Source organism: Gordonia sp. NPDC062954, from assembly GCF_044543825.1.
GTDB classification, from domain to species: domain Bacteria; phylum Actinomycetota; class Actinomycetes; order Mycobacteriales; family Mycobacteriaceae; genus Gordonia; species Gordonia tangerina.
The window spans coordinates 240,307-258,321 of sequence record NZ_JBITWL010000002.1; the positions used below are offsets into that span (position 1 = coordinate 240,307).

Here is an 18,015-nt window from a genome sequence, read left to right on the forward strand (position 1 = left end):
AAACACAACAACATGTCAAGGGGATACATCGAAATGCTGTTAATCGAGGAATTCTGCGACATTGCGTGCAGCTTCGCGGCCGGCTCTGTTCGCCCCGATGGTCGACGCGGACGGCCCGTACCCCAGTAACTGCACCCGCGGATCATCGGCGACGGTAGTCGCGAGCCGGCCCGTCATGGTGATTCCACCGCCGGACGAGCGCAGGCGCAGTGGTGCCAGATGATCCAGTGAGCTGCGAAAACCGGTGTTCCAGAAGATGACGTCGACGTCGAGATGATCACTCCCGGCCGGGCCGGTACCGCAGTCCCAGCACACGCCGGTCTCGGTGATCCGGGTGAACATCCGGTGCCACGTCAGGATGCCGTCATCGCGGGCGGCGGCGATCGACGGGGTCAGTGCCAACCCGGTGACCGACACCACCGACGTGGGCGGCAGGCCGGCGCGTACTCGCTCCTCGACCCGGGCCACCGCCTGTCTGCCCTTGTCGGGGTCGAACGGTGTGGCGTCGAAGACGGGTTCGGTGCGCGAACACCAGTACGTCTCGACGCCGACAGCATGCCGTGCGATCTCGATCAGCAACTGCACCGCAGAGATTCCGGCGCCCACCACCAGGACCCGTTGGCCGGCGAACTCGTCGGGGCCCACATAGTCATGGGTGTGCAGTTGCCGGCCGCGGAAGTCTGCGATACCGGGGACATACGGGACGAAAGGCCGCTCCCAGGTGCCGGTGGCGTTGATGATGGCGCGTGCGCCGATGACGGCTCCGTCGCCGAGTGTGACGGCGAATTCGCCGTCGGTGTAGTTGTCGTCAGCGTGGTCGACCATCTCGACGCTGACCGGACGCCGAATGGCGAGTCCGAACTTCTCTTCGTACCTGCCGAAGTATTCGGGCACGGCGGTGGCGGCGGGGAAGGCCTCGCAGTCTCGGCCCAGGGCCTCGACCAACCCGAGTCCGGGGAGATCGTGCACGCCGTTGGCGGTCGCGAGGGTCAGGGTGGGCCAACGGAACTGCCAGGCGCCACCGGGGCCGGGCGCGTGGTCTAGCAACAGGTAGCGGTTGCCGAGACCGAATCGCTGCAGGAAGTAGGCCGCCGACAACCCCGCCTGTCCGCCGCCGATCACCACCACATCGGTTCGGTCAGCCATGTCCACGGTTCTCAGTCTGGCATCGTGCTCGGGTGTGGTGCCCGCCGCCGTGGGCACAGACGCCGAACCCGGGGGATGGGTAGGCTTCGGCTCATGATCCACTCGTCTGCCACTGGGACCGTTGTGACCATCGAGCTGGACCGGGTCGACAAGCGCAACGCTCTCGACGAGCAGATGCTTGCCGGATTGTCGGACGCCTTCACCTCCGCGGTCGATGCGGGCGCGCGGGCCATCGTGGTGACCGGGCGCGGATCGGTGTTCTGCGCGGGCGCTGATCTGTCCGGGCCCGTCTACGACCCGGGGTTTCTGGACCGACTGGTGGGCACGCTGCAGCAGATCGAGGCCACCCCGATTCCCGTGATCGCCGCGTTGAACGGTTCGGCACTGGGGGCGGGTCTGCAACTCGCCATGGCGGCCGATCTGCGCGTGATGGCGCCCGATGCGATAGCGGGTATCCCGGCCGCGAAGATCGGAGTCGCAGTAGACGAGTGGACCATCCGGCGCCTGGTGTCGCTGGTCGGCGCCGGTCAGGCGCGTGGCATGCTCATCGGGTGTGATCCCTTGTCGGCAGATCGGGCGCATGCGCTGGGGTTTGCGAATCGCATCGGGGATGTGACCGACGCGCAGCATTGGGCGTCCATGATCGCCGATCTCGCGCCGCTGACCCTGCGGCACTACAAGATGGTCCTCAATGAGGACGGTGCGCGCACCGAACCCGCCGCCGATCGACTCGCGGCGATGATGCAGGCTTGGGAGAGCGACGATCTCGCAGAGGGGCGGGCGGCACGCGCCGAGAAGCGCGCGCCGAAGTTCTCCGGACGCTAGTGTCCGACTAGTCCTCATCACGGTCGTCGGCGGCTTCGGCTTCCTCCCGTCGTTGTCGGTTGCGTTCGCGTTCTTGCTGTCGGCGGGCGTGTTTGGCTGCCACCCGAGGTGTGGAGCGGGTGGGGGGTTTCGGCGATGGTGGTGTTGTTGTGTCGGTGCTTGTGTCGGCCGCCGGTGGTGGCGGTTTGAATCGGATACGTCGTAGGCCGGGGAACAGTTTCTCCATGCTTTCGGTATCCCCGCCGATGACGAGGCCTTCGGGAGTGATGCACTCCGTTCGTAGCCTTCCGAAGCGGTCGCGGTACTGGTCGTCGAGCCACGACCCGAACGTCTTAGGGATGTGGGAGAAGCGGTCTTTGACGTTCAGATTGTCCGGTTCGGTCTGACCACCCCTGCCCGGATCAGCATGGTTGTATTCGGCGACGTGATCGATATCGGCGCGCCACGCGGGGGTGTCGTTACCGGGGATAACGCTGTAGGCATCCCGAATCCGGATGAACGTCTCCAACGCCGAGGACAGCCGATACGGATCCGACGGCAGATGCGCATCCAGCGTGAACCCGCCATCCGGGACGGGTACGGTGCCCTCGGGCACCAACGGCTTGATGACCGCGTCCTTACGCGCCGCCAACTCCCGCACATGTGCGTCGTCGATGACGCCGTAGCCGTCGATGAATCCGGCATGCTCAGCACCATCCAGGGTGGCCTCGTCACACACGACGTGGATGACGATCTTCGCATCCGCCGGTGGCACCGTGGTCGCCTCGGGAATCACGGCGGTGCAGGTGTCGACACCACATAGGCATTCGAACGGTGTGCCCGACAACAGCGCGAACATCGCATCTGAGGCCCGTTGCTGGCGGGTTCGTTCGTCGTTGTCGCACACTGCGTCGGCGAGTGCACGGACCGCCTCGGCGGCGATGCGTACGTTTTCGGCGGCCATCGTCGCCGAGATCTCGGCCATCCCGTCACCGGTGTTCTTGGAGTGCACACCACGCTTGTCGAGGGCCTCGCGGCGACGTTCACGTACCGCATCGGGATGATGCCGGAAGATGATGCGATCGCACATGTCGCGCAGCCGGTGCGCCGACCAGGCGGTGGTGTGGGCGTCGAGGTCGGCGGCGATCTCGGCATCGACTGCCGCCGCATAGGGTTGCCCATCGACCAGTTCGGTGCGGGAGATGATCTTGGTGACCAACTCGGCGGTGATCCGACCATCGCGCAACCGCTCCGACACTTGTGGCAGACGGTCGCGTAACGCGACCGCTTGATGCAGGAACTTTTCGGCCGCACCCTGACTGATGCCCTGGCTCACCGCGATCCGCGCCGCGCAGTCGGCGAACCCGTCATGCAGCAACAGGGCGTGATCATCGGATTCAGCACCGACCAGGCGGGTGTGGAGTTCGGCGGCGATCTGATAGCGATGCCACGCCAGGAATGCCTCACCGCGTGCATCGGAGATCAAGGCGCCGAGCAGATCATTCGTCTCCCGCGACCCGACCTGTTCGGCCGGTAACCCGCCGGTGAACAGCGACGGTAGGTCCGGCCACGGCGACGGGTCACTCCACCACGACGCGATCGACCAACCCGGACCCGACACGACACACCTTCCAGAGACAGCAACGGGGGCAGCACGAGACCACAACCCACATATCTCCGAAAGGAACAGGCCGACATTCACGGCCCGCCCGACTCACATCATCACTTCGTCGATCTCGCTGACACCAATCTACGACACCCCACCGACAAGAACGTTCCTGCAGGTCAGCGGTAGATCTCGTCGGTTCGACATGCGCGCGACTGGGCACGTGCGCACCGCCACGAATGCGTGTCCCATGAATCCCAAAATACGCCCAAATCGGACATTAGGAGCCTCGAACTTCATGCCGCGCCGCAGTTTTCACAGACGAAACATATCGATCAAGTGACCGAAACCCTTGGTCCCTACTTTCAGCCAAGGCGTTGACCACCCCTGGTTGATGCCGGGTCCGGTGAGGGAGAGGTATGTCGAGAGAATCGGAATTCACCGAGGACATCGGTGAGATCGAGAGCGCTGAACACAGTATCGTCGCGACCGGTGCGCAGGCCGCCGCCGCACGCGAGACGCTCGAGGACTACACACTGCGATTCGCTCCACGGAGCTATCGCAAGTGGGGCCCGGGTGTTGTCGCCATCTCTGCCCTGGGTGGCATCGCCTATCTGGCCGACTTCGCGATCGGTGCCAACGTCGGCATCGCCAACGGTACCGGCAATGCACTGCTCGGGATCGCGTTCTTCGCGATCGTCATCGTGCTGACCGGCTATCCGCTGGCCTACTACGCGGCGCGCTACAACATCGATCTCGACCTCATCACGCGCGGAAGCGGTTTCGGCTATTACGGATCGGTCCTGACCAACGTCATCTTCGCGTCCTTCACGTTCATCTTCTTCGCGCTCGAGGGCTCGATCATGGCTCAAGGTCTCAAACTGGGTCTCAACATCCCACTGTGGCTTGGCTATCTGCTGTCGTCGGTGTTGATCATCCCGCTGGTGATCTACGGCATGAACACCCTCGCCAAGCTGCAGGTCTGGACGACTCCGCTGTGGCTGATCATGATGGTCTTCCCGTTCCTCTATCTGGTGATCAAGCATCCCGACGCGATCGGTGACTTCTTCGCGTTCAGCGGCGGAACCGATGGCCAAGCAGGTCATGGCGTGTCGTTTGCCGGAACGATGCTCGCCGCCGGTGTCTGTCTCTCATTGATCGCCCAGATCGCCGAGCAGATCGACTACCTGCGCTTCATGCCGCCCAAGACGCCGGAGAACAATCGCAAATGGTGGACCGCCGTGCTGACGGCTGGCCCCGGATGGGTCATCTTCGGCGCCATCAAGCAGATCGTCGGGTTGTTCCTGGCCGTTTATCTGATCATGAACTTCGCCGAACAGGCGGGTGTGGCCAATGAGCCCGTCCAGCAGTTCCTCGCCGTCTACGAAGAGTTCATGCCGCACTGGCTGGCAATGACCCTCGCCGTGATCCTGGTGGTGATCAGCCAGGTCAAGATCAATGTCACGAACGCTTACTCGGGCTCGCTGGCGTGGACCAACAGCTTCACCCGGGTCACCAAGACCTACCCGGGCCGGCTCGTCTTCCTGGTGTTCAACGTCGCCATCGCCATCGCGCTGATGGAAGCCAACATGTTCAGCTTCCTGAACGAACTGTTGAACTTCTACGCCAACTGCGCGATCGCGTGGATCGTGACGGTCGCCTCCGACATCGCGATCAACAAGTATCTGCTGAAGATCTCGCCCAAGGAGCCAGAGTTCCGCCGCGGCATGCTCTACAACGTGAACCCGGTCGGCTTCGTGTCGGTGATCGTGGCCGGGGGCGTGTCGATCATGGTGTACTTCCACGTGTTCGGCGATGCCATCCAGCCGTACTCACCGTTGGTCGCGTTGATCCTCGCGCTGGTGCTGCCGCCGATCATCGCCACGGCGACACAGGGCAAGTACTACCTGCGCCGCACCGACGACGGGATCGACATCCCGATGTACGACGAGCACGGTAACCCCACCGACGTTCGCCTCACATGCTGCGTGACCGGGATCGACTTCGAGCGTCCGGACATGATCGCCTCCAACGTGCCAGGGCCCAACGGCGAGAAGCAGTACATCAGTTCGCTGGCTCTGTCCTGCGACAAGACCGGCGAACATGTGCTGCCCGCTCAACCGCCGGCCTGATGACATCGCACTGAGCGTCATCACACATTGATTGTGGTCGCTGCCGGATCGTTCACCGAACGATCCGGCAGCGCCTCGACATCTCCGTTCGGTCAGTCCTCGATGAGGTAAGCGCTGAGTGCGGTCACCATCAATTCGATGATCTTCGCGATGGCCACGTCGTCAGACGTGCTCAGATAGGTCAAGGTGATCGTGTTTGTGGTCGCGATGATCACCGGACTGAGGTTCGCTGTCGGCTCGATCCAGCGCACTCCGGACCGCTCGGCAGCAACCTCGAGGCCGATCGTGGCGACCTCGTAGAGCCGCTGGTACATCTGCTTGCCGACAGCCTGCAGCTCGGCGTGATTGTGGGCGTAGATGCCGAGTGAGATCGTCGCCTGCATACGTCCGGGGTCGGCCTTGAGTAGCCGGTAGAAGGCCTCGAGGTGAGCCTGCATGTTCTTGCGCATCGCCTCGACGCCGCGCGCCTCGGAGTCGGCCGTCATCGGGAGGATCGCCTCGAGCATCCGGCCGATGTCCGAGGGGACCGCGGTTTCCATGACCGCGCTCAACAACGATGTGCGGCTGTCGAACGCATAATGAAAGCTCGCCAGCGGCATATTGGCGTGCGAACAGATGCGGCGGGTCGTCGCCCCCTCCACACCGTGGTCGGCGATGACTCGGTAGGCGGCTTCGATCAACGCCGTCCGTCGTTGCTCGACTGACATCCGTGCCAAACCGCATTACCCCCCTGAGCGCCTGCGACCTGCGCATGCGCGGTGAACATATCCGAAGCAGACTATCAGTGCAGATCGGACCGGATGTGCTGGATGGCCCCATGAATGGGGACAGTTTCGTCTGGCGCGGCGCAATGAACGCCGTGGCGGGCGATCCATCCGCGGCATCGGGTGCGACGGCATTACCCTGGGTCCGTGACCTCGACGATCGGCTCAGTGTCCCCGGGCCTGGCACGACGCGCCGCAACGACCCTGGCGGCGGCCGGACGGACTGCGCTGGAGTCGGCGACCGGTTCCCTGGCCCGCGGGGGCGTGCCGGCGGCACGCGCCCTTGGTGCAAGTGCCACTGAGATCGGCGCTTTCACGCATGGCTCACCGAATCTGCGCGACGGGTTCTTCCGCAACCTCGACCATGCGCCGTCGCAGGTGGACGCCGATCTGCGCGTGGTGCTCGACATGGCCCGTCGCCCGGGCAAGCCGCGTCGGCCCGTTCCGGTGTTGGCGCCCGCCTTCTCCGGCGACGTCGAAGACCTACAGATCACCTGGCTCGGGCACGCGTCGGTGCTCGTCGAGATCGACGGGGTGCGGGTGCTCACCGACCCGGTCCTGAGTCGTCGCTGCTCGCCGTCGCAGACCGTTGGACCGGCCCGGATGCATGCGGCGCCGGTCACCGTCGCCGACCTGCCCTCCATAGATGTGGTGCTGATCAGCCACGACCACTACGACCACCTCGACATGGCGACCGTTGTCGACCTGGCGCTGCTGCATCCGCAGGCACGGTTCGTCGCACCGATCGGGGTAGGCGCACATCTCATCGCCTGGGGCGTGGCCGCCGACCGGATCGATCAGGCCGACTGGTGGGGCGAGGTCACGGTGTCGGCCGGTGGACGCGACATCACCTTCATCTGCTGCCCGGCGCGGCACTTCTCCGGACGTTCGCTGTCCCGCAATCTGGCGCTCTGGGGGAGCTGGGTGATGGCCGGCCCGGTACACCGTGTCTTCTTCTCGGGCGACACAGGGTTCTCGGAACACTTCGAAGATGTCGCTGCCCGGCTCGGCCCGGTCGATGCGTCGCTGACGGCAGTGGGTGCCTATGACCCGGTGTGGCCCGATGTGCACGTCACGCCGGAAGAGGCCGTCGTGGTGCACCGGATGCTTGCACGTGATCGCGAATCGGTGATGATCCCCATCCACTGGGGCACCTTCAACCTGGCCCGACATTCCTGGGGGGATCCGATCGCACGGCTGCTGCCGGCGGCAGTGGTCAATCCCACCGACGTACTGATTCCGCCGCCGGGCGGCACCGTGCATCTGCTCCACCGGACCGGGACGGGGCTCGAGATGCCGCGCTGGTGGGAGAAGAGCGCGTGACACAGGTTACGACCGAGACTGCCGACAACCCCGGGTTGACCGCTGCCGAGGTCGCGCGCCGGGTAGCCGACGGCCAGGTCAATGACCGGCCGGACCGCTCCGGGCGGACGGTCTTCGACATCGTCCGCGCCAATGTGCTGACCCGCATCAACGCCATCCTTGGCGTGCTGTTCGTCATCGTCGCGTCCACCGGTTCGCTCATCAACGGCCTGTTCGGGTTGTTGATCGTGGCCAACAGCAGTGTGGGAATCATCCAGGAGGTCCGGGCCAAACGGACGCTGGACAAACTGGCGATCGTCGGTCAGGCCCGGCCTGTCGTTCGCCGCGACGGTGAGTCGACCGACGTCGCTCCCGACGAGGTGGTGCTCGACGACATCATCGAGATCGGCCCCGGCGATCAGATCGTGGTCGACGGTGAGATGGTCGAGGCGCTCGCCGTCGACGTCGACGAGTCGCTGCTGACCGGTGAAGCCGATGCCGTGGACAAAACGCCCGGCGACCCGATCCTGTCCGGCAGCTTCGTGGTCGCGGGGGCGGGCGCCTACCGCGCCACCAGGGTCGGTGCGGACGCGTATGCCGCGCAGCTGGCCGCCGAGGCGTCGAAGTTCACCTTGGTCTCCTCGGAACTGCGATCGGGTATCGATCAGATCCTCAAGGTGATCACCTGGCTGTTGATCCCGGCCGGCATCCTCACGATCATCAATCAGTTGTTCATCAGTGACAACGGCATTCGCGCGGCGCTGCTCGGCATGGTTGCCGCACTCGTGCCGATGGTGCCCGAGGGGCTGGTGCTGATGACCTCGATCGCGTTCGCGGTGGGCGTGGTCCGGCTCGGTCAGCGGCAGTGTCTCGTCAACGAGCTGCCCGCCATCGAGGGCCTGGCGCGTGTCAACGTGGTCTGCGCCGACAAGACGGGGACGCTCACCGAGAACGGGATGCGCCTCGCCGAGGTTCGGTTGACCCGGGGAGTCGACGCCGTCGACGCGACCGAAGTCGGCGAGGTCGACCGTGTGCTGGCAGCGATCGCGGCGCATGACCCGCGCCCCAACGCGAGCATCCAAGCACTTGCCGAGGCCTATCCCGATCCGCCTCGCTGGACGATGAGCGCGCTCGAGCCATTCACCTCGGCAAAGAAGTGGAGCGGGATGTCGTTCCGCGACGACACCACCGACGCCGACATGGGTAACTGGCTGATCGGTGCTCCCGACGTTCTGCTCGATGCGGACAGCGACGTCGCCGCCGACGCCGCCGAGCTCGGTGTGCAAGGCCTGCGCGTGCTGCTGTTGGCGCGCACCGACGTCGCCGTGGACACACCTCCATCGGATGACCGGGTGGCGCCGGGAACCGTGACACCGATCGCGCTGGTGGTGCTCGAACAGCGGGTCCGACCCGACGCACGCGACACACTCGACTATTTCGCCGGACAACGGGTACAGGTGAAGGTCATCTCCGGGGACAACGCTGCGTCGGTCGGAGCCGTCGCGGCCTCGCTCGGGCTCGGTAGCCCGGCGACTTCGGTGGACGCACGGTCGTTGCCAACCGACACCGACGAACTCGCCGACGTCGTCGGCCGCGGCGTCACCTTCGGCCGTGTGCGGCCCGATCAGAAACGGGCCATGGTTGCCGCCTTGCAGTCCCGCGGGGACACGGTGGCGATGACCGGTGACGGCGTGAACGACGTGCTGGCACTCAAGGACGCCGACATCGGGGTGGCGATGGGCTCCGGGAGTTCCGCGGCGCGGTCGGTGGCCCAGATCGTGTTGCTCGACAACAAGTTCGCGACCCTTCCATACGTGGTGGCCGAGGGGCGTCGGGTCATCGGCAACATCGAGCGCGTCTCGAACCTGTTTCTCACCAAGACGGTGTACGCCGTCCTGCTTGCCCTGTTGGTGGGGTTGGCCGGCGTGTGCGGTGAGGTGTTCGGATTCGGGTCGATCAGCTATCCGTTCCAGCCGATCCACGTCACCATCTCGGCATGGTTCACCATCGGAATACCGGCGTTCGTCCTCTCCCTGGCGCCCAACTCCGAGCGCGCACGAACCGGATTCGTCCGCCGAGTCCTGGCGCAGGCGGTACCCAACGGGATCATCGTCGGGCTCGCCACCTTCGCGACTTACATCATCGTCAACCCGGGCGGCAACGAGATGGCTGTCGGGGCCAAGGACTCGATCGACTTCACCCCGGAACAGACGCAGGCCGCCACTGCCGCGCTGATCACCCTGCTGATGGTTGCGCTCTATGTGCTCGCGGTGGTGGCCCGCCCGTACACCTGGTGGAAAGTCGTGTTGCTGGCGCTGTCGGTGGGGGCCTACGTGCTCATCTTCACCTGGTCGTGGACTCAGGAACTGTTCCGACTCGACTCGTCGAACGTACAGATGGTCTCGGTGGCGGTCATGGTGGGCGCCGTCGGTGTGGCCGCCGTCGAAGCGGTGTCACGAGTGGTACCCGGATTGATCGCGGTTCGGGATGCGCGGGCGTCGCATTCGCCGAGAAATAACTAGGGTGGTCCGTATGGATCTCAAGGGACTCGTGGACAAGGCCAAGAACACGCTCCGGGGCAACCCGCACCTGATCGAAAAGGGTGGCTCCTACATCGACAAAGCGACCGGCGGCAAGTATGCCGGTCACGTCGACAAGGCGCAGGACGCGGTCAAGAAGGCCGTCGGCGCCGAGTCGTCGAATGATCCGAATTCGCAACCGCCCCAGCGGAACCCGCAGAACCCGACCCAGCAGAACCCGACCCAGCAGAACCCGACCCAGCAGAACCCGAATCCGCCTCAGCAGTGAGGCCTGCCTCGGGATCGCCGGCGGCAGCAGCGCGCGGGTGGCGTCGGTAGGCCGACACCGAGGGGTCGCCGACGATCCAGTAGCGCCATGCGACGTCGGCGGCCAACCGCACCCCGACCCGCGGGCCGACCGCGATGTGCACACCTGCCGGTCGCCCCGTCGCGTCGAGGTGAACCGGGTGGGGTTCGCCGAGGTCGGTGCCGAGGTCGGCCATCGTGATCCCGAGGGCGCGGGTCAGGTTGCCGGGGCCGCGCGCCAGCGCAGCGTCGTTGCCGGCGGTGGGCCGTCGGTCGCGCGCGGTCGCCAGGCCGTCGACGATCTCCCCGGCGCGGATCAGGACCGCCGCCCCCTGCTCGGTGGGGCCGGTCACCACGTTCGCGCAGTGGTGGCCATGGATGCGGTAGACGTACAGGCGTCCGGGCGGCCCGTACATGATCTCCGAGCGGGGGGTACGCCGGTACGCGTGTGACGCCGGGTCGTCGCGGCCGCCGTAGGCCTCGACCTCGGTGATGCGGGCGGCGACTCCGTGACCGACGAGAACGGCGCCCAGTAGGGCTCGGGCCTCGAGGCTGACGCTAGGCTCACTGACCATGGCCAAGACGAGTGACTCCATCGACGTGGACTTGTCCGTCGAGGATACCTGGGCGGCAGCGTCGGATCTGTCGAGGTTCTCCGAGTGGCTGCTGCTGCACGACGGGTGGCGTTCGCCAGTGCCCAGTGCTGGTGAACTCGCGGCGGGCGTGACGCTGGCGTCGGTGGTGAAGGTCAAGGGCACCAGGGTCCGGTTCGACTGGCTGATCGAGACGTACCGACCGTTCGAGCAGGTGCGCCTCAAAGGCAATGGCAAAGGTGGGGTGAAGGCCAAGCTCGATCTCGGCATCCTTCCCACCGATGCCGGTTCGACAGTAACGTTCACTGTCGATCTGGGTGGTCTGCCGCTCATCGGCCCCGCAGGCAAGGCGGCGGCGATGGCGGTGTCCGGGGATCTGCGCAAGTCGTTGACGACATTCCGCACGGTTTTCGGCTGATCCACCGCGTATTGATTGCGTGACAAGGGGGAGACGGCGTGGGGCGTCATAGTTCGGACGGGGATCAACCGCGCTCGCCGCGATCGGGCGGGCCGAATGAACCGTCGGCATCACGCAGCGGTCCGATCGACATGCCGGCCAGTGGACCGTTTGCCGCGCCTGCGCGCCCCGCATCTGGCGATGACGGATTCGGTTTCGAACATCGCCGGTCATCGTCGGGTCGCCGCGGGGGCCTGATCTGGGGCATCGCGGCGCTGATCCTGGTGGTCGCGCTGGTCACCGGGTTCGTCCTGTGGCGAACCGGCGCGGTCGGCTGCGGCGACCGGACATCGGTGGCGGTCGCCTCCGATCCGGCGATGACCAGCGCACTGCAGTCGGTCGCGCAGCAGGCGTCCGCGGATTCATGTTTCGACTATCAGGTCAGCGGGGTTGCCGGCGCGGAGGTTCCCGGGCAGCTCACCAGTGGCGAGCAGGCGCCGGACCTGTGGGTGGCCGATTCGCAGATCCAGGCTCGCCGGGTCCTGACCCAGGTGCGTCGGGACCTGAATCTGGTCTCCCCGTCGATCGCCACCTCGCCGACAGTCGTCGTCGGCAAGGACGTTCCAGAACTCAACAGCTGGGTCGACGTGATGAAGCTGCCAGATCTGCGTACCGGCAGCCCAATCGACACGAGCACCGGGGATGCCCCCATCGTCGGTGCACTCACCGAGGTCAACGGGGGCGCACTGACCGAGGACGAGTTGACGTCGGCGATGACGGTGCTCGCGGTCCAACAGAACAACGCACGTCTGGAGAACGACAGCGACGGCGCCCGGCTGAACCTCGCGAACGCCACGGGTGTTCCGGTGGTCACCACCGAGCAGCAGTATCTGCTGTACATGCGGACACACAGTGATGCCGGCCTGACCGCGTCGGTGCCGGCAGACGGAACCGTGATGCTGGACTATCCGATGGTCAACACGGCGAGCACGTCCCGTCAGGACACGGCTGCCGAGGCCGGACAGGCGCTGATGGACCGACTCGCCTCCGACGACGGACTCGCGGCGCTCAACGAATCCGGCTACCGGAATCCGGACGGTGACCCGCTGCCCGACAACGCCGGCGTGGGGCAGGTGCAGCGACTGCAGCTCGACGATTCCTCCCAGGTCGACAAGGCCATTCGGCAATGGCAGGTGCTCGGCGTGCCGATCCGCACGTTGGTGGTGCAGGACACCTCCGGTTCGATGGCCGCGCCTGCCGGGGATACCACCCGCGCCGAGTTGCTCATCGACGCGTCGATGACCGGGCTGAAACTGTTCCCCAACAACGCCTCGATCGGGGGGTGGGCGTTCGGTATCGACAAGGGTGGTCCCGGTCAGGACTGGAAGTGGATGTCGCCCATCAAGCGTCTCGACGCGAACTCGGCCGGCGGCGGAACGCATCGTGACCAGCTCGGCCGCGCGGTGCAGCGTGGTCTGGCGCCATCGCAGCTCGGCGGTGGTACGGGCCTGTACGACACAACCCTCGCGGCCTTCAAAGAGGTTCAGAACAGCTACGACCCGAACTACTCGAACTCGGTGATCATCATGACCGATGGTCAGAACGAGGATCCGGACAGCATCAGCCTCGACGAGTTGTTGTCGGAGCTGAAGTCGCTGGAGGATCCCGCCCGCCCGGTGTTGATCTTGACCATCGGTATCTCCGATGACGCCGATACCGACGCGCTCGAGCAGATCGCCGAGGCCACGCCCGGCGGGTCGACCTACGTCGCGGAGACCCCCGAGGACATCCAGAACGTGTTCGTCGACGCCATCCAGGCGCGCGTTGCCGCAGCCGGCCGCTGAAGTCAGGAGCCAACCGCGACACGGCGTAGGACGGTGAGCGCGTGCTCGATCGCCGGCGACGGCTCACCGGCGAGTCGGGCCACCGCGAGCTCGACGGTCGGGGCGCCCGGCCGAAGGGGGAGATAGCGCACACCGGCGATCCCCAGCGCGGCGGTGGGTTCGGGAACCAGGGCGACACCGAGCCCGGCAGCCACCAGCGTGACCAGCGTCGAGGTCTCGGCCACCTCGTGGCGGATACGCGGCACGAATCCGGCTCCGGCGCAGATCGTCGCCAGCACCCCGTTCATCACCGATCGGCCATGACCGACGTGGGCGATGAACTCGGCATCACGCAGGTCCTCGGCGTGCACGCCATCGGCGGCGCCGATGGGCAGGTCCTCGGGGACCGCGACGAACAGTTTGTCGTGGCGAATGATGTCCACCACCAGATCGGAGCTACCCACCGGTGGACGCAGTAGCGCGATGTCGATTTCCCCGGTCTCCAGCGCCGACAGCTGAGCCGGGGCCAGCATCTCGCCGTGCACGCTGACCTCGAGGTCGGGTAGCTCCTCGCGTAGCGCCCGCACCAGCCGCGGCAGCAGTGAGTACGTCGCCGAGCCCACACAGCCGACCGCGAGCGTGCCCGCCCGACCTTCGGCGACTCGCTGTGCCTGGATTCCCGCGACGTCGACCGCGTCCAGAATCGACTCCACGCGCTCGAGGTAGGCGTGCCCAGCCGGCGTGAGTTCCACCCGGCGGGTCGAGCGAACCAGCAGGGTCACCCCGAGTTCGGCCTCGAGCTGTCGGATCTGTTGCGACAACGGCGGCTGTGCGATGTGCAGGCGCTCTGCGGCTCGGCCGAAGTGGAGTTCCTCGGCGACCGCGCGGAAATATCGCAGATGGCGCAATTCCATCATTAAGACTTTACACATATCACTGTGACCGAAATAGATACTTCTCAATATCGAATCAGGTTCTTATCGTAGTTGTATGACCTCCGGAACCGACATCGTCATCTGCTCGCCACTGCGCACACCCGTCGGGCGCATGGGGGGTGCGCTCGCTCGTTTGACGGTCACTGACCTGGCCACCGGATTGCTGCGTGAGCTCGCGACGCGGACCGGCCTGGGCGATGGCGACATCGATGACGTGGTGCTGGGGCAGGGATATGCAAGCGGTGAATCCCCCGCGATCGGCCGGATCGCGGCGCTCGACGCGGGCCTCGGCACCGGAGTGCCCGGAATGCAAGTGGACAGGCGTTGCGGGTCCGGACTGCAGGCAGTGCTCAACGGCGCAGCTCAGGTTGCCACCGGGGGTGCCCGCCTGGTGATCGCCGGTGGCGCCGAGTCGATGTCCAATGTCGAGCACTACGCACTCGGGCTGCGGACCGGCGTGCGTCAAGGCGGCGTCGAGCTGATGGACCGGCTCGACCGAGGGCGGCTCACCGCCGGCGGTGAGCGCCATCCGGTGCCCGGTGGCATGATCGAGACCGCCGAGAATCTCCGTGCGCGATACGGCATCGGGCGTGCCGAACAAGACCACCTGGCGGTGCGATCACATGAGCGTGCGATCGCCGCGCACAAGGCAGGCCGCTTCGCCGAGGAGCTCGTACCCGTGACCGTACCCGGGCGACGAGGTAAACCGGACGTGGTGGTCGATCGCGACGAGCATCCCCGCCCCGATGCCACCGTGGAATCCATGGCCGAGCTGCGGGCGATCCGGGGCAAGATCGATCCGGAGTCGACCGTCACCGCCGGAAACGCGTCCGGCCAGAACGACGGCGCAGCCATGTGCGTGGTGACGACTCGCGACGAGGCGCAGCGGCGTGGTCTGGACCCCGTTCTCGCGCTGCGGTCGTGGGCGGTCACCGGTTGTGCGCCAGAGACGATGGGTATCGGGCCGGTGAGCGCCACCGCGTCCGCGCTCGAGCGGGCCGGCCTCACCCTCGACGAGATCGACCTGATCGAGCTCAACGAAGCGTTCGCCGCGCAAGTGCTCGCCGTGCTGGCCGAGTGGAAGGTCGACCCCGAGGACGATAGGCTGAACCCCAACGGTTCTGGGATCTCACTGGGACATCCGATCGGCGCCACCGGGGCACGCATTCTGGCCACCGCCGCGCACGAGGCCCGCCGCCGCGATGCCCGCCACGTGCTGGAGACGATGTGTATCGGTGGCGGACAGGGACTCGCTGCCATCTTCGAGGTGGTCGAGTGAGCGCCGTCGAGGTCGACCACGTCGTCACCGGGCGTCCGGACGGACCCGTTGTGGTGCTGTCCAATTCGCTTGGATCCACCTACCACATGTGGGACGCCCAAGTGCCGGCGCTCGAACAACGGTTCCGGGTCGTGCGCTACAACACCCGCGGTCACGGTGAAACGCCGGTACCGGCAGGGCCGTACACCATCGACGATCTCGCCGACGACGTTGTGGCGCTGCTGGATCGGCTCGGGGTTACGCACGCACACATCGTGGGACTCTCGCTCGGCGGGATGACGGCGATGCGGCTCGCCGCCCGCAATCCGGAGCGGGTCGACCGGCTCGTGCTGTTGTGCACCGGAGCTCAGCTCACGCCGTCATCGGCGTGGTCCGACCGGGCGGCCACCGTGCGCGAGCACGGGACCGGTGCTGTCGCCGAGGCTGTGGTGCAGCGGTGGTTCACTCCGGCATATCTCGCTGCCAACCCGGCTTCGGCCGGATATTACGAGGACATGGTCGCTGCCACGCCCGCCGAAGGCTACGCCGGCTGCTGCGAGGCCATCGCGATGATGGACCAACGCGGTGATCTGGCCACGATCAGCGCGCCAACCCTGGCCATCGCGGGCGCCGACGACCCGGCCACTCCGCCGCCGAAACTGGCCGAGATCGCCGACAGTGTGAAGGACGGCCGGTTGCTGGTCGTCGAGCAGTCGGCACACCTGGCCAATGCAGAACAACCCGAGATCATCACTCCCGCACTCATCGAACACCTGGAGCAGGCATGAGCATCGACAAACTGGCCGCATCGGCGGCGGAATCCGTCGCCGACATCCCCGACGGGGCAAGTCTGGCGGTGGGAGGCTTCGGACTCGCCGGCATCCCCTGGTTCTTGATCGAGGCACTGCTCGAGCAGGGCGCCGGCAACCTCACCATCGTGTCGAACAATTGCGGAGTGGACGGGGCCGGCCTCGGACTTCTGTTGGAAGCCCGCAAGATCGACAAGGTCATCGCCTCCTACATCGGTGAGAACAAGGAGTTCGGGCGGCAGTTCCTGGCCGGCGAGGTGACTGTGGAACTCACCCCGCAGGGCACTCTGGCCGAGCGGATGCGTGCCGGCGGCAGTGGCATCGGCGCCTTCTACACCCCGACGGGTGTGGGCACCCTGGTCGCCGATGGTGGGTTGCCGTGGCGCTACCACCCCGACGGAAGCGTCGCGTTGGCGTCGCCGTCGAAGGAGGTGCGGACCTTCAACGGTCAGGACATGGTGCTCGAGGAAGCCATCGTCACCGACTATGCGTTGATCCGGGCCGCGGTGGTGGACAAGGCAGGAAACTGCAAATTCCATGCGGCCGCACGAAACTTCAACCCTCCCGCCGCCATGTCGGGACGCACCACCATAGTCGAGGCCGAGAAGGTCGTTGAGGTGGGCGAACTCGCACCCGAAGACATCCATCTGCCAGGCATCTTCGTCAAGCGGGTCGTCGAACTGACCCCGGAACAGGCCGCCCGCAAAGAGATCGAGCAGCGCACCACTCGTGTACGGCCGAGCGCCGCAGACGCCGAGCCGGCACTCACCTAGGAGACAACCATGACCTGGACACGCAACGACATGGCCGCGCGGGCCGCCCGAGAGCTGCGCCGCGGGGACTATGTGAACCTCGGAATCGGGCTTCCCACGATGATTCCCGATCATCTGCCGGATGACTCCGGCATCACCTTGCACGCGGAGAACGGCATCCTCGGCGTCGGACCGTACCCTTACGAGGACCAGGTCGATCCGGATCTCATCAACGCCGGAAAGCAGACCGTGACCGTCCTACCGGGCGCCTCCTTCTTCGACTCCGCAACGAGTTTCGCGATGATCCGCGGTGGACACGTTGACGTCGCGGTACTCGGCGGGATGCAGGTGGCCGCCAACGGCGACCTCGCGAACTGGATGGTGCCCGGCGCCATGGTCAAGGGCATCGGCGGCGCCATGGACCTGGTCAACGGGGCCGGTCAGGTCATCGTCCTGATGGAACACACCACCAAGAAGGGCGACCCCAAACTGGTGGCCGAATGCTCGCTGCCCCTCACCGGACGGTCGGTCGTCAGCCGGGTGATCACCGATCTCGGCGTATTCGACGTGACCGGTTCGGGTTTCGATGTCACCGAGCTGGCGCCGGACGTGACGCTCGCCGATGCGCAGGCCAAAACCGGTGCCCCACTCACTGATCGGACCTCTGCTCTGGTCAACTGAGCCGTGCGGCCCATTGGTCGAGTGGTTCTGTCGCTCGTCGATCTCGATACGTCGACCCTCGGTTGGGCGGATGGTGGACTATTCGTCCATTGGTTGGGCGGATCTCGAGCCGACCTGTCGCAGGCTCAGTGCCGACTCGATCCAAGGATAGCTACTGAGCGGTTTCGTCGCTGGTCGAGTAGCTACCG

At 65.9% G+C, this 18,015-nt stretch carries 15 protein-coding genes and 1 pseudogene; 11 read left to right on the forward strand and 5 right to left on the reverse strand.

All coding sequences use genetic code 11. The features are described 5' to 3' along the window. Window positions 1–39: 39 nt before the first annotated feature. A complete protein-coding gene (locus tag ACIGKQ_RS03745) occupies window positions 40–1,146 on the reverse strand; it encodes an NAD(P)-binding domain-containing protein (RefSeq protein ID WP_235725467.1) in 1,107 nt (368 codons plus the stop codon). Window positions 1,147–1,239: 93 nt separating this feature from the next. Here ACIGKQ_RS03745 and ACIGKQ_RS03750 point away from each other — a divergent pair, with 93 nt between their 5' ends. Next, the gene (locus ACIGKQ_RS03750) at window positions 1,240–1,971 is read left to right on the forward strand and encodes an enoyl-CoA hydratase (RefSeq protein WP_396572362.1); all 732 of its coding nucleotides are present in this window, start codon (window positions 1,240–1,242) and stop codon (window positions 1,969–1,971) included. A 7-nt stretch (window positions 1,972–1,978) separates the two neighbouring features. Here the strand turns inward: ACIGKQ_RS03750 and ACIGKQ_RS03755 are convergent, their stop codons facing one another. Next, window positions 1,979–3,571 carry a DUF222 domain-containing protein gene (locus ACIGKQ_RS03755; RefSeq protein WP_396572364.1) on the reverse strand — a complete coding sequence of 531 codons (1,593 nt, stop codon included), beginning with the start codon at window positions 3,569–3,571 and terminating at the stop codon, window positions 1,979–1,981. 404 nt (window positions 3,572–3,975) lie between these two features. On the opposite strand from ACIGKQ_RS03755, the gene ACIGKQ_RS03760 reads away from it, so the two are divergent. Next, complete coding sequence (locus ACIGKQ_RS03760; protein ID WP_266059882.1) at window positions 3,976–5,688, forward strand: cytosine permease; 1,713 nt, start codon at window positions 3,976–3,978, stop codon at window positions 5,686–5,688. Window positions 5,689–5,780: 92 nt separating this feature from the next. Here the strand turns inward: ACIGKQ_RS03760 and ACIGKQ_RS03765 are convergent, their stop codons facing one another. After that, window positions 5,781–6,404 (reverse strand): TetR/AcrR family transcriptional regulator, encoded by a 624-nt coding sequence (locus tag ACIGKQ_RS03765; RefSeq protein WP_235725471.1) that lies wholly within the window; start codon window positions 6,402–6,404, stop codon window positions 5,781–5,783. 195 nt (window positions 6,405–6,599) lie between these two features. Between ACIGKQ_RS03765 and ACIGKQ_RS03770 the strand changes: the two genes are divergently transcribed. From ACIGKQ_RS03770 to ACIGKQ_RS03780, 3 genes are read left to right on the forward strand one after another with little or no spacing between them, the layout of a single operon-like run. Continuing rightward, window positions 6,600–7,775: an MBL fold metallo-hydrolase gene (locus ACIGKQ_RS03770; RefSeq protein ID WP_372475324.1), complete on the forward strand. Its 1,176-nt coding sequence runs from the start codon at window positions 6,600–6,602 to the stop codon at window positions 7,773–7,775. Beyond that, window positions 7,772–10,276, forward strand: coding sequence for an HAD-IC family P-type ATPase (locus ACIGKQ_RS03775; RefSeq protein WP_396572367.1), 2,505 nt, complete (start codon window positions 7,772–7,774; stop codon window positions 10,274–10,276). The genes ACIGKQ_RS03770 and ACIGKQ_RS03775 overlap by 4 nt, the downstream gene beginning before the upstream one ends. 10 nt (window positions 10,277–10,286) lie before the next feature. Then, on the forward strand, window positions 10,287–10,562 hold the full coding sequence (locus ACIGKQ_RS03780) for an antitoxin (RefSeq protein WP_396572369.1): 276 nt from the start codon (window positions 10,287–10,289) through the stop codon (window positions 10,560–10,562). Between the two features lie 28 nt (window positions 10,563–10,590). Here ACIGKQ_RS03780 and ACIGKQ_RS03785 read toward each other — a convergent pair. After that, window positions 10,591–11,175: pseudogene (locus ACIGKQ_RS03785) on the reverse strand (DNA-3-methyladenine glycosylase); the annotation flags it as partial. Between ACIGKQ_RS03785 and ACIGKQ_RS03790 the strand changes: the two are divergent. Both ACIGKQ_RS03790 and ACIGKQ_RS03795 read left to right on the forward strand, forming a co-directional pair. Next, the gene (locus tag ACIGKQ_RS03790; RefSeq protein ID WP_396572371.1) at window positions 11,153–11,590 is read left to right on the forward strand and encodes an SRPBCC family protein; all 438 of its coding nucleotides are present in this window, start codon (window positions 11,153–11,155) and stop codon (window positions 11,588–11,590) included. The pseudogene ACIGKQ_RS03785 and the gene ACIGKQ_RS03790 overlap by 23 nt on opposite strands. Before the next feature lie 38 nt (window positions 11,591–11,628). Further along, entirely contained in the window at window positions 11,629–13,413 is a 1,785-nt protein-coding gene (locus ACIGKQ_RS03795; RefSeq protein WP_396572373.1) for a substrate-binding domain-containing protein, read from the forward strand. A gap of 2 nt (window positions 13,414–13,415) precedes the next feature. On the opposite strand, the gene ACIGKQ_RS03800 is transcribed toward ACIGKQ_RS03795, so the two are convergent. Further along, window positions 13,416–14,306, reverse strand: coding sequence for a LysR substrate-binding domain-containing protein (locus ACIGKQ_RS03800; protein ID WP_266059875.1), 891 nt, complete (start codon window positions 14,304–14,306; stop codon window positions 13,416–13,418). 76 nt (window positions 14,307–14,382) lie between these two features. On the opposite strand from ACIGKQ_RS03800, the gene ACIGKQ_RS03805 reads away from it, so the two are divergent. From ACIGKQ_RS03805 to ACIGKQ_RS03820, 4 genes are read left to right on the forward strand one after another with little or no spacing between them, the layout of a single operon-like run. After that, window positions 14,383–15,606 (forward strand): acetyl-CoA C-acetyltransferase, encoded by a 1,224-nt coding sequence (locus tag ACIGKQ_RS03805; protein ID WP_396572375.1) that lies wholly within the window; start codon window positions 14,383–14,385, stop codon window positions 15,604–15,606. Further along, the gene (gene pcaD, locus ACIGKQ_RS03810) at window positions 15,603–16,373 is read left to right on the forward strand and encodes a 3-oxoadipate enol-lactonase (protein ID WP_396572377.1); all 771 of its coding nucleotides are present in this window, start codon (window positions 15,603–15,605) and stop codon (window positions 16,371–16,373) included. The genes ACIGKQ_RS03805 and pcaD overlap by 4 nt, the downstream gene beginning before the upstream one ends. Continuing rightward, window positions 16,370–17,167: a CoA transferase subunit A gene (locus ACIGKQ_RS03815; RefSeq protein ID WP_266059871.1), complete on the forward strand. Its 798-nt coding sequence runs from the start codon at window positions 16,370–16,372 to the stop codon at window positions 17,165–17,167. Before pcaD ends, ACIGKQ_RS03815 begins: the two co-directional genes overlap by 4 nt. Before the next feature lie 9 nt (window positions 17,168–17,176). Next, complete coding sequence (locus tag ACIGKQ_RS03820) at window positions 17,177–17,827, forward strand: 3-oxoacid CoA-transferase subunit B (RefSeq protein ID WP_235725480.1); 651 nt, start codon at window positions 17,177–17,179, stop codon at window positions 17,825–17,827. Window positions 17,828–18,015: the final 188 nt, after the last annotated feature.

What these genes read in the sequence shown, in the direction of transcription:
- ACIGKQ_RS03745 (WP_235725467.1), bottom strand. Translation starts at nt 1,146, where the DNA reads ATGGCTGACCGAACCGATGTGGTGGTGATCGGCGGCGGACAGGCGGGG.
- ACIGKQ_RS03750 (WP_396572362.1), top strand. Translation starts at nt 1,240, where the DNA reads ATGATCCACTCGTCTGCCACTGGGACCGTTGTGACCATCGAGCTGGAC.
- ACIGKQ_RS03760 (WP_266059882.1), top strand. Translation starts at nt 3,976, where the DNA reads ATGTCGAGAGAATCGGAATTCACCGAGGACATCGGTGAGATCGAGAGC.
- ACIGKQ_RS03780 (WP_396572369.1), top strand. Translation starts at nt 10,287, where the DNA reads ATGGATCTCAAGGGACTCGTGGACAAGGCCAAGAACACGCTCCGGGGC.
- ACIGKQ_RS03790 (WP_396572371.1), top strand. Translation starts at nt 11,153, where the DNA reads ATGGCCAAGACGAGTGACTCCATCGACGTGGACTTGTCCGTCGAGGAT.
- ACIGKQ_RS03800 (WP_266059875.1), bottom strand. Translation starts at nt 14,306, where the DNA reads ATGGAATTGCGCCATCTGCGATATTTCCGCGCGGTCGCCGAGGAACTC.
- ACIGKQ_RS03805 (WP_396572375.1), top strand. Translation starts at nt 14,383, where the DNA reads ATGACCTCCGGAACCGACATCGTCATCTGCTCGCCACTGCGCACACCC.
- ACIGKQ_RS03815 (WP_266059871.1), top strand. Translation starts at nt 16,370, where the DNA reads ATGAGCATCGACAAACTGGCCGCATCGGCGGCGGAATCCGTCGCCGAC.
- ACIGKQ_RS03820 (WP_235725480.1), top strand. Translation starts at nt 17,177, where the DNA reads ATGACCTGGACACGCAACGACATGGCCGCGCGGGCCGCCCGAGAGCTG.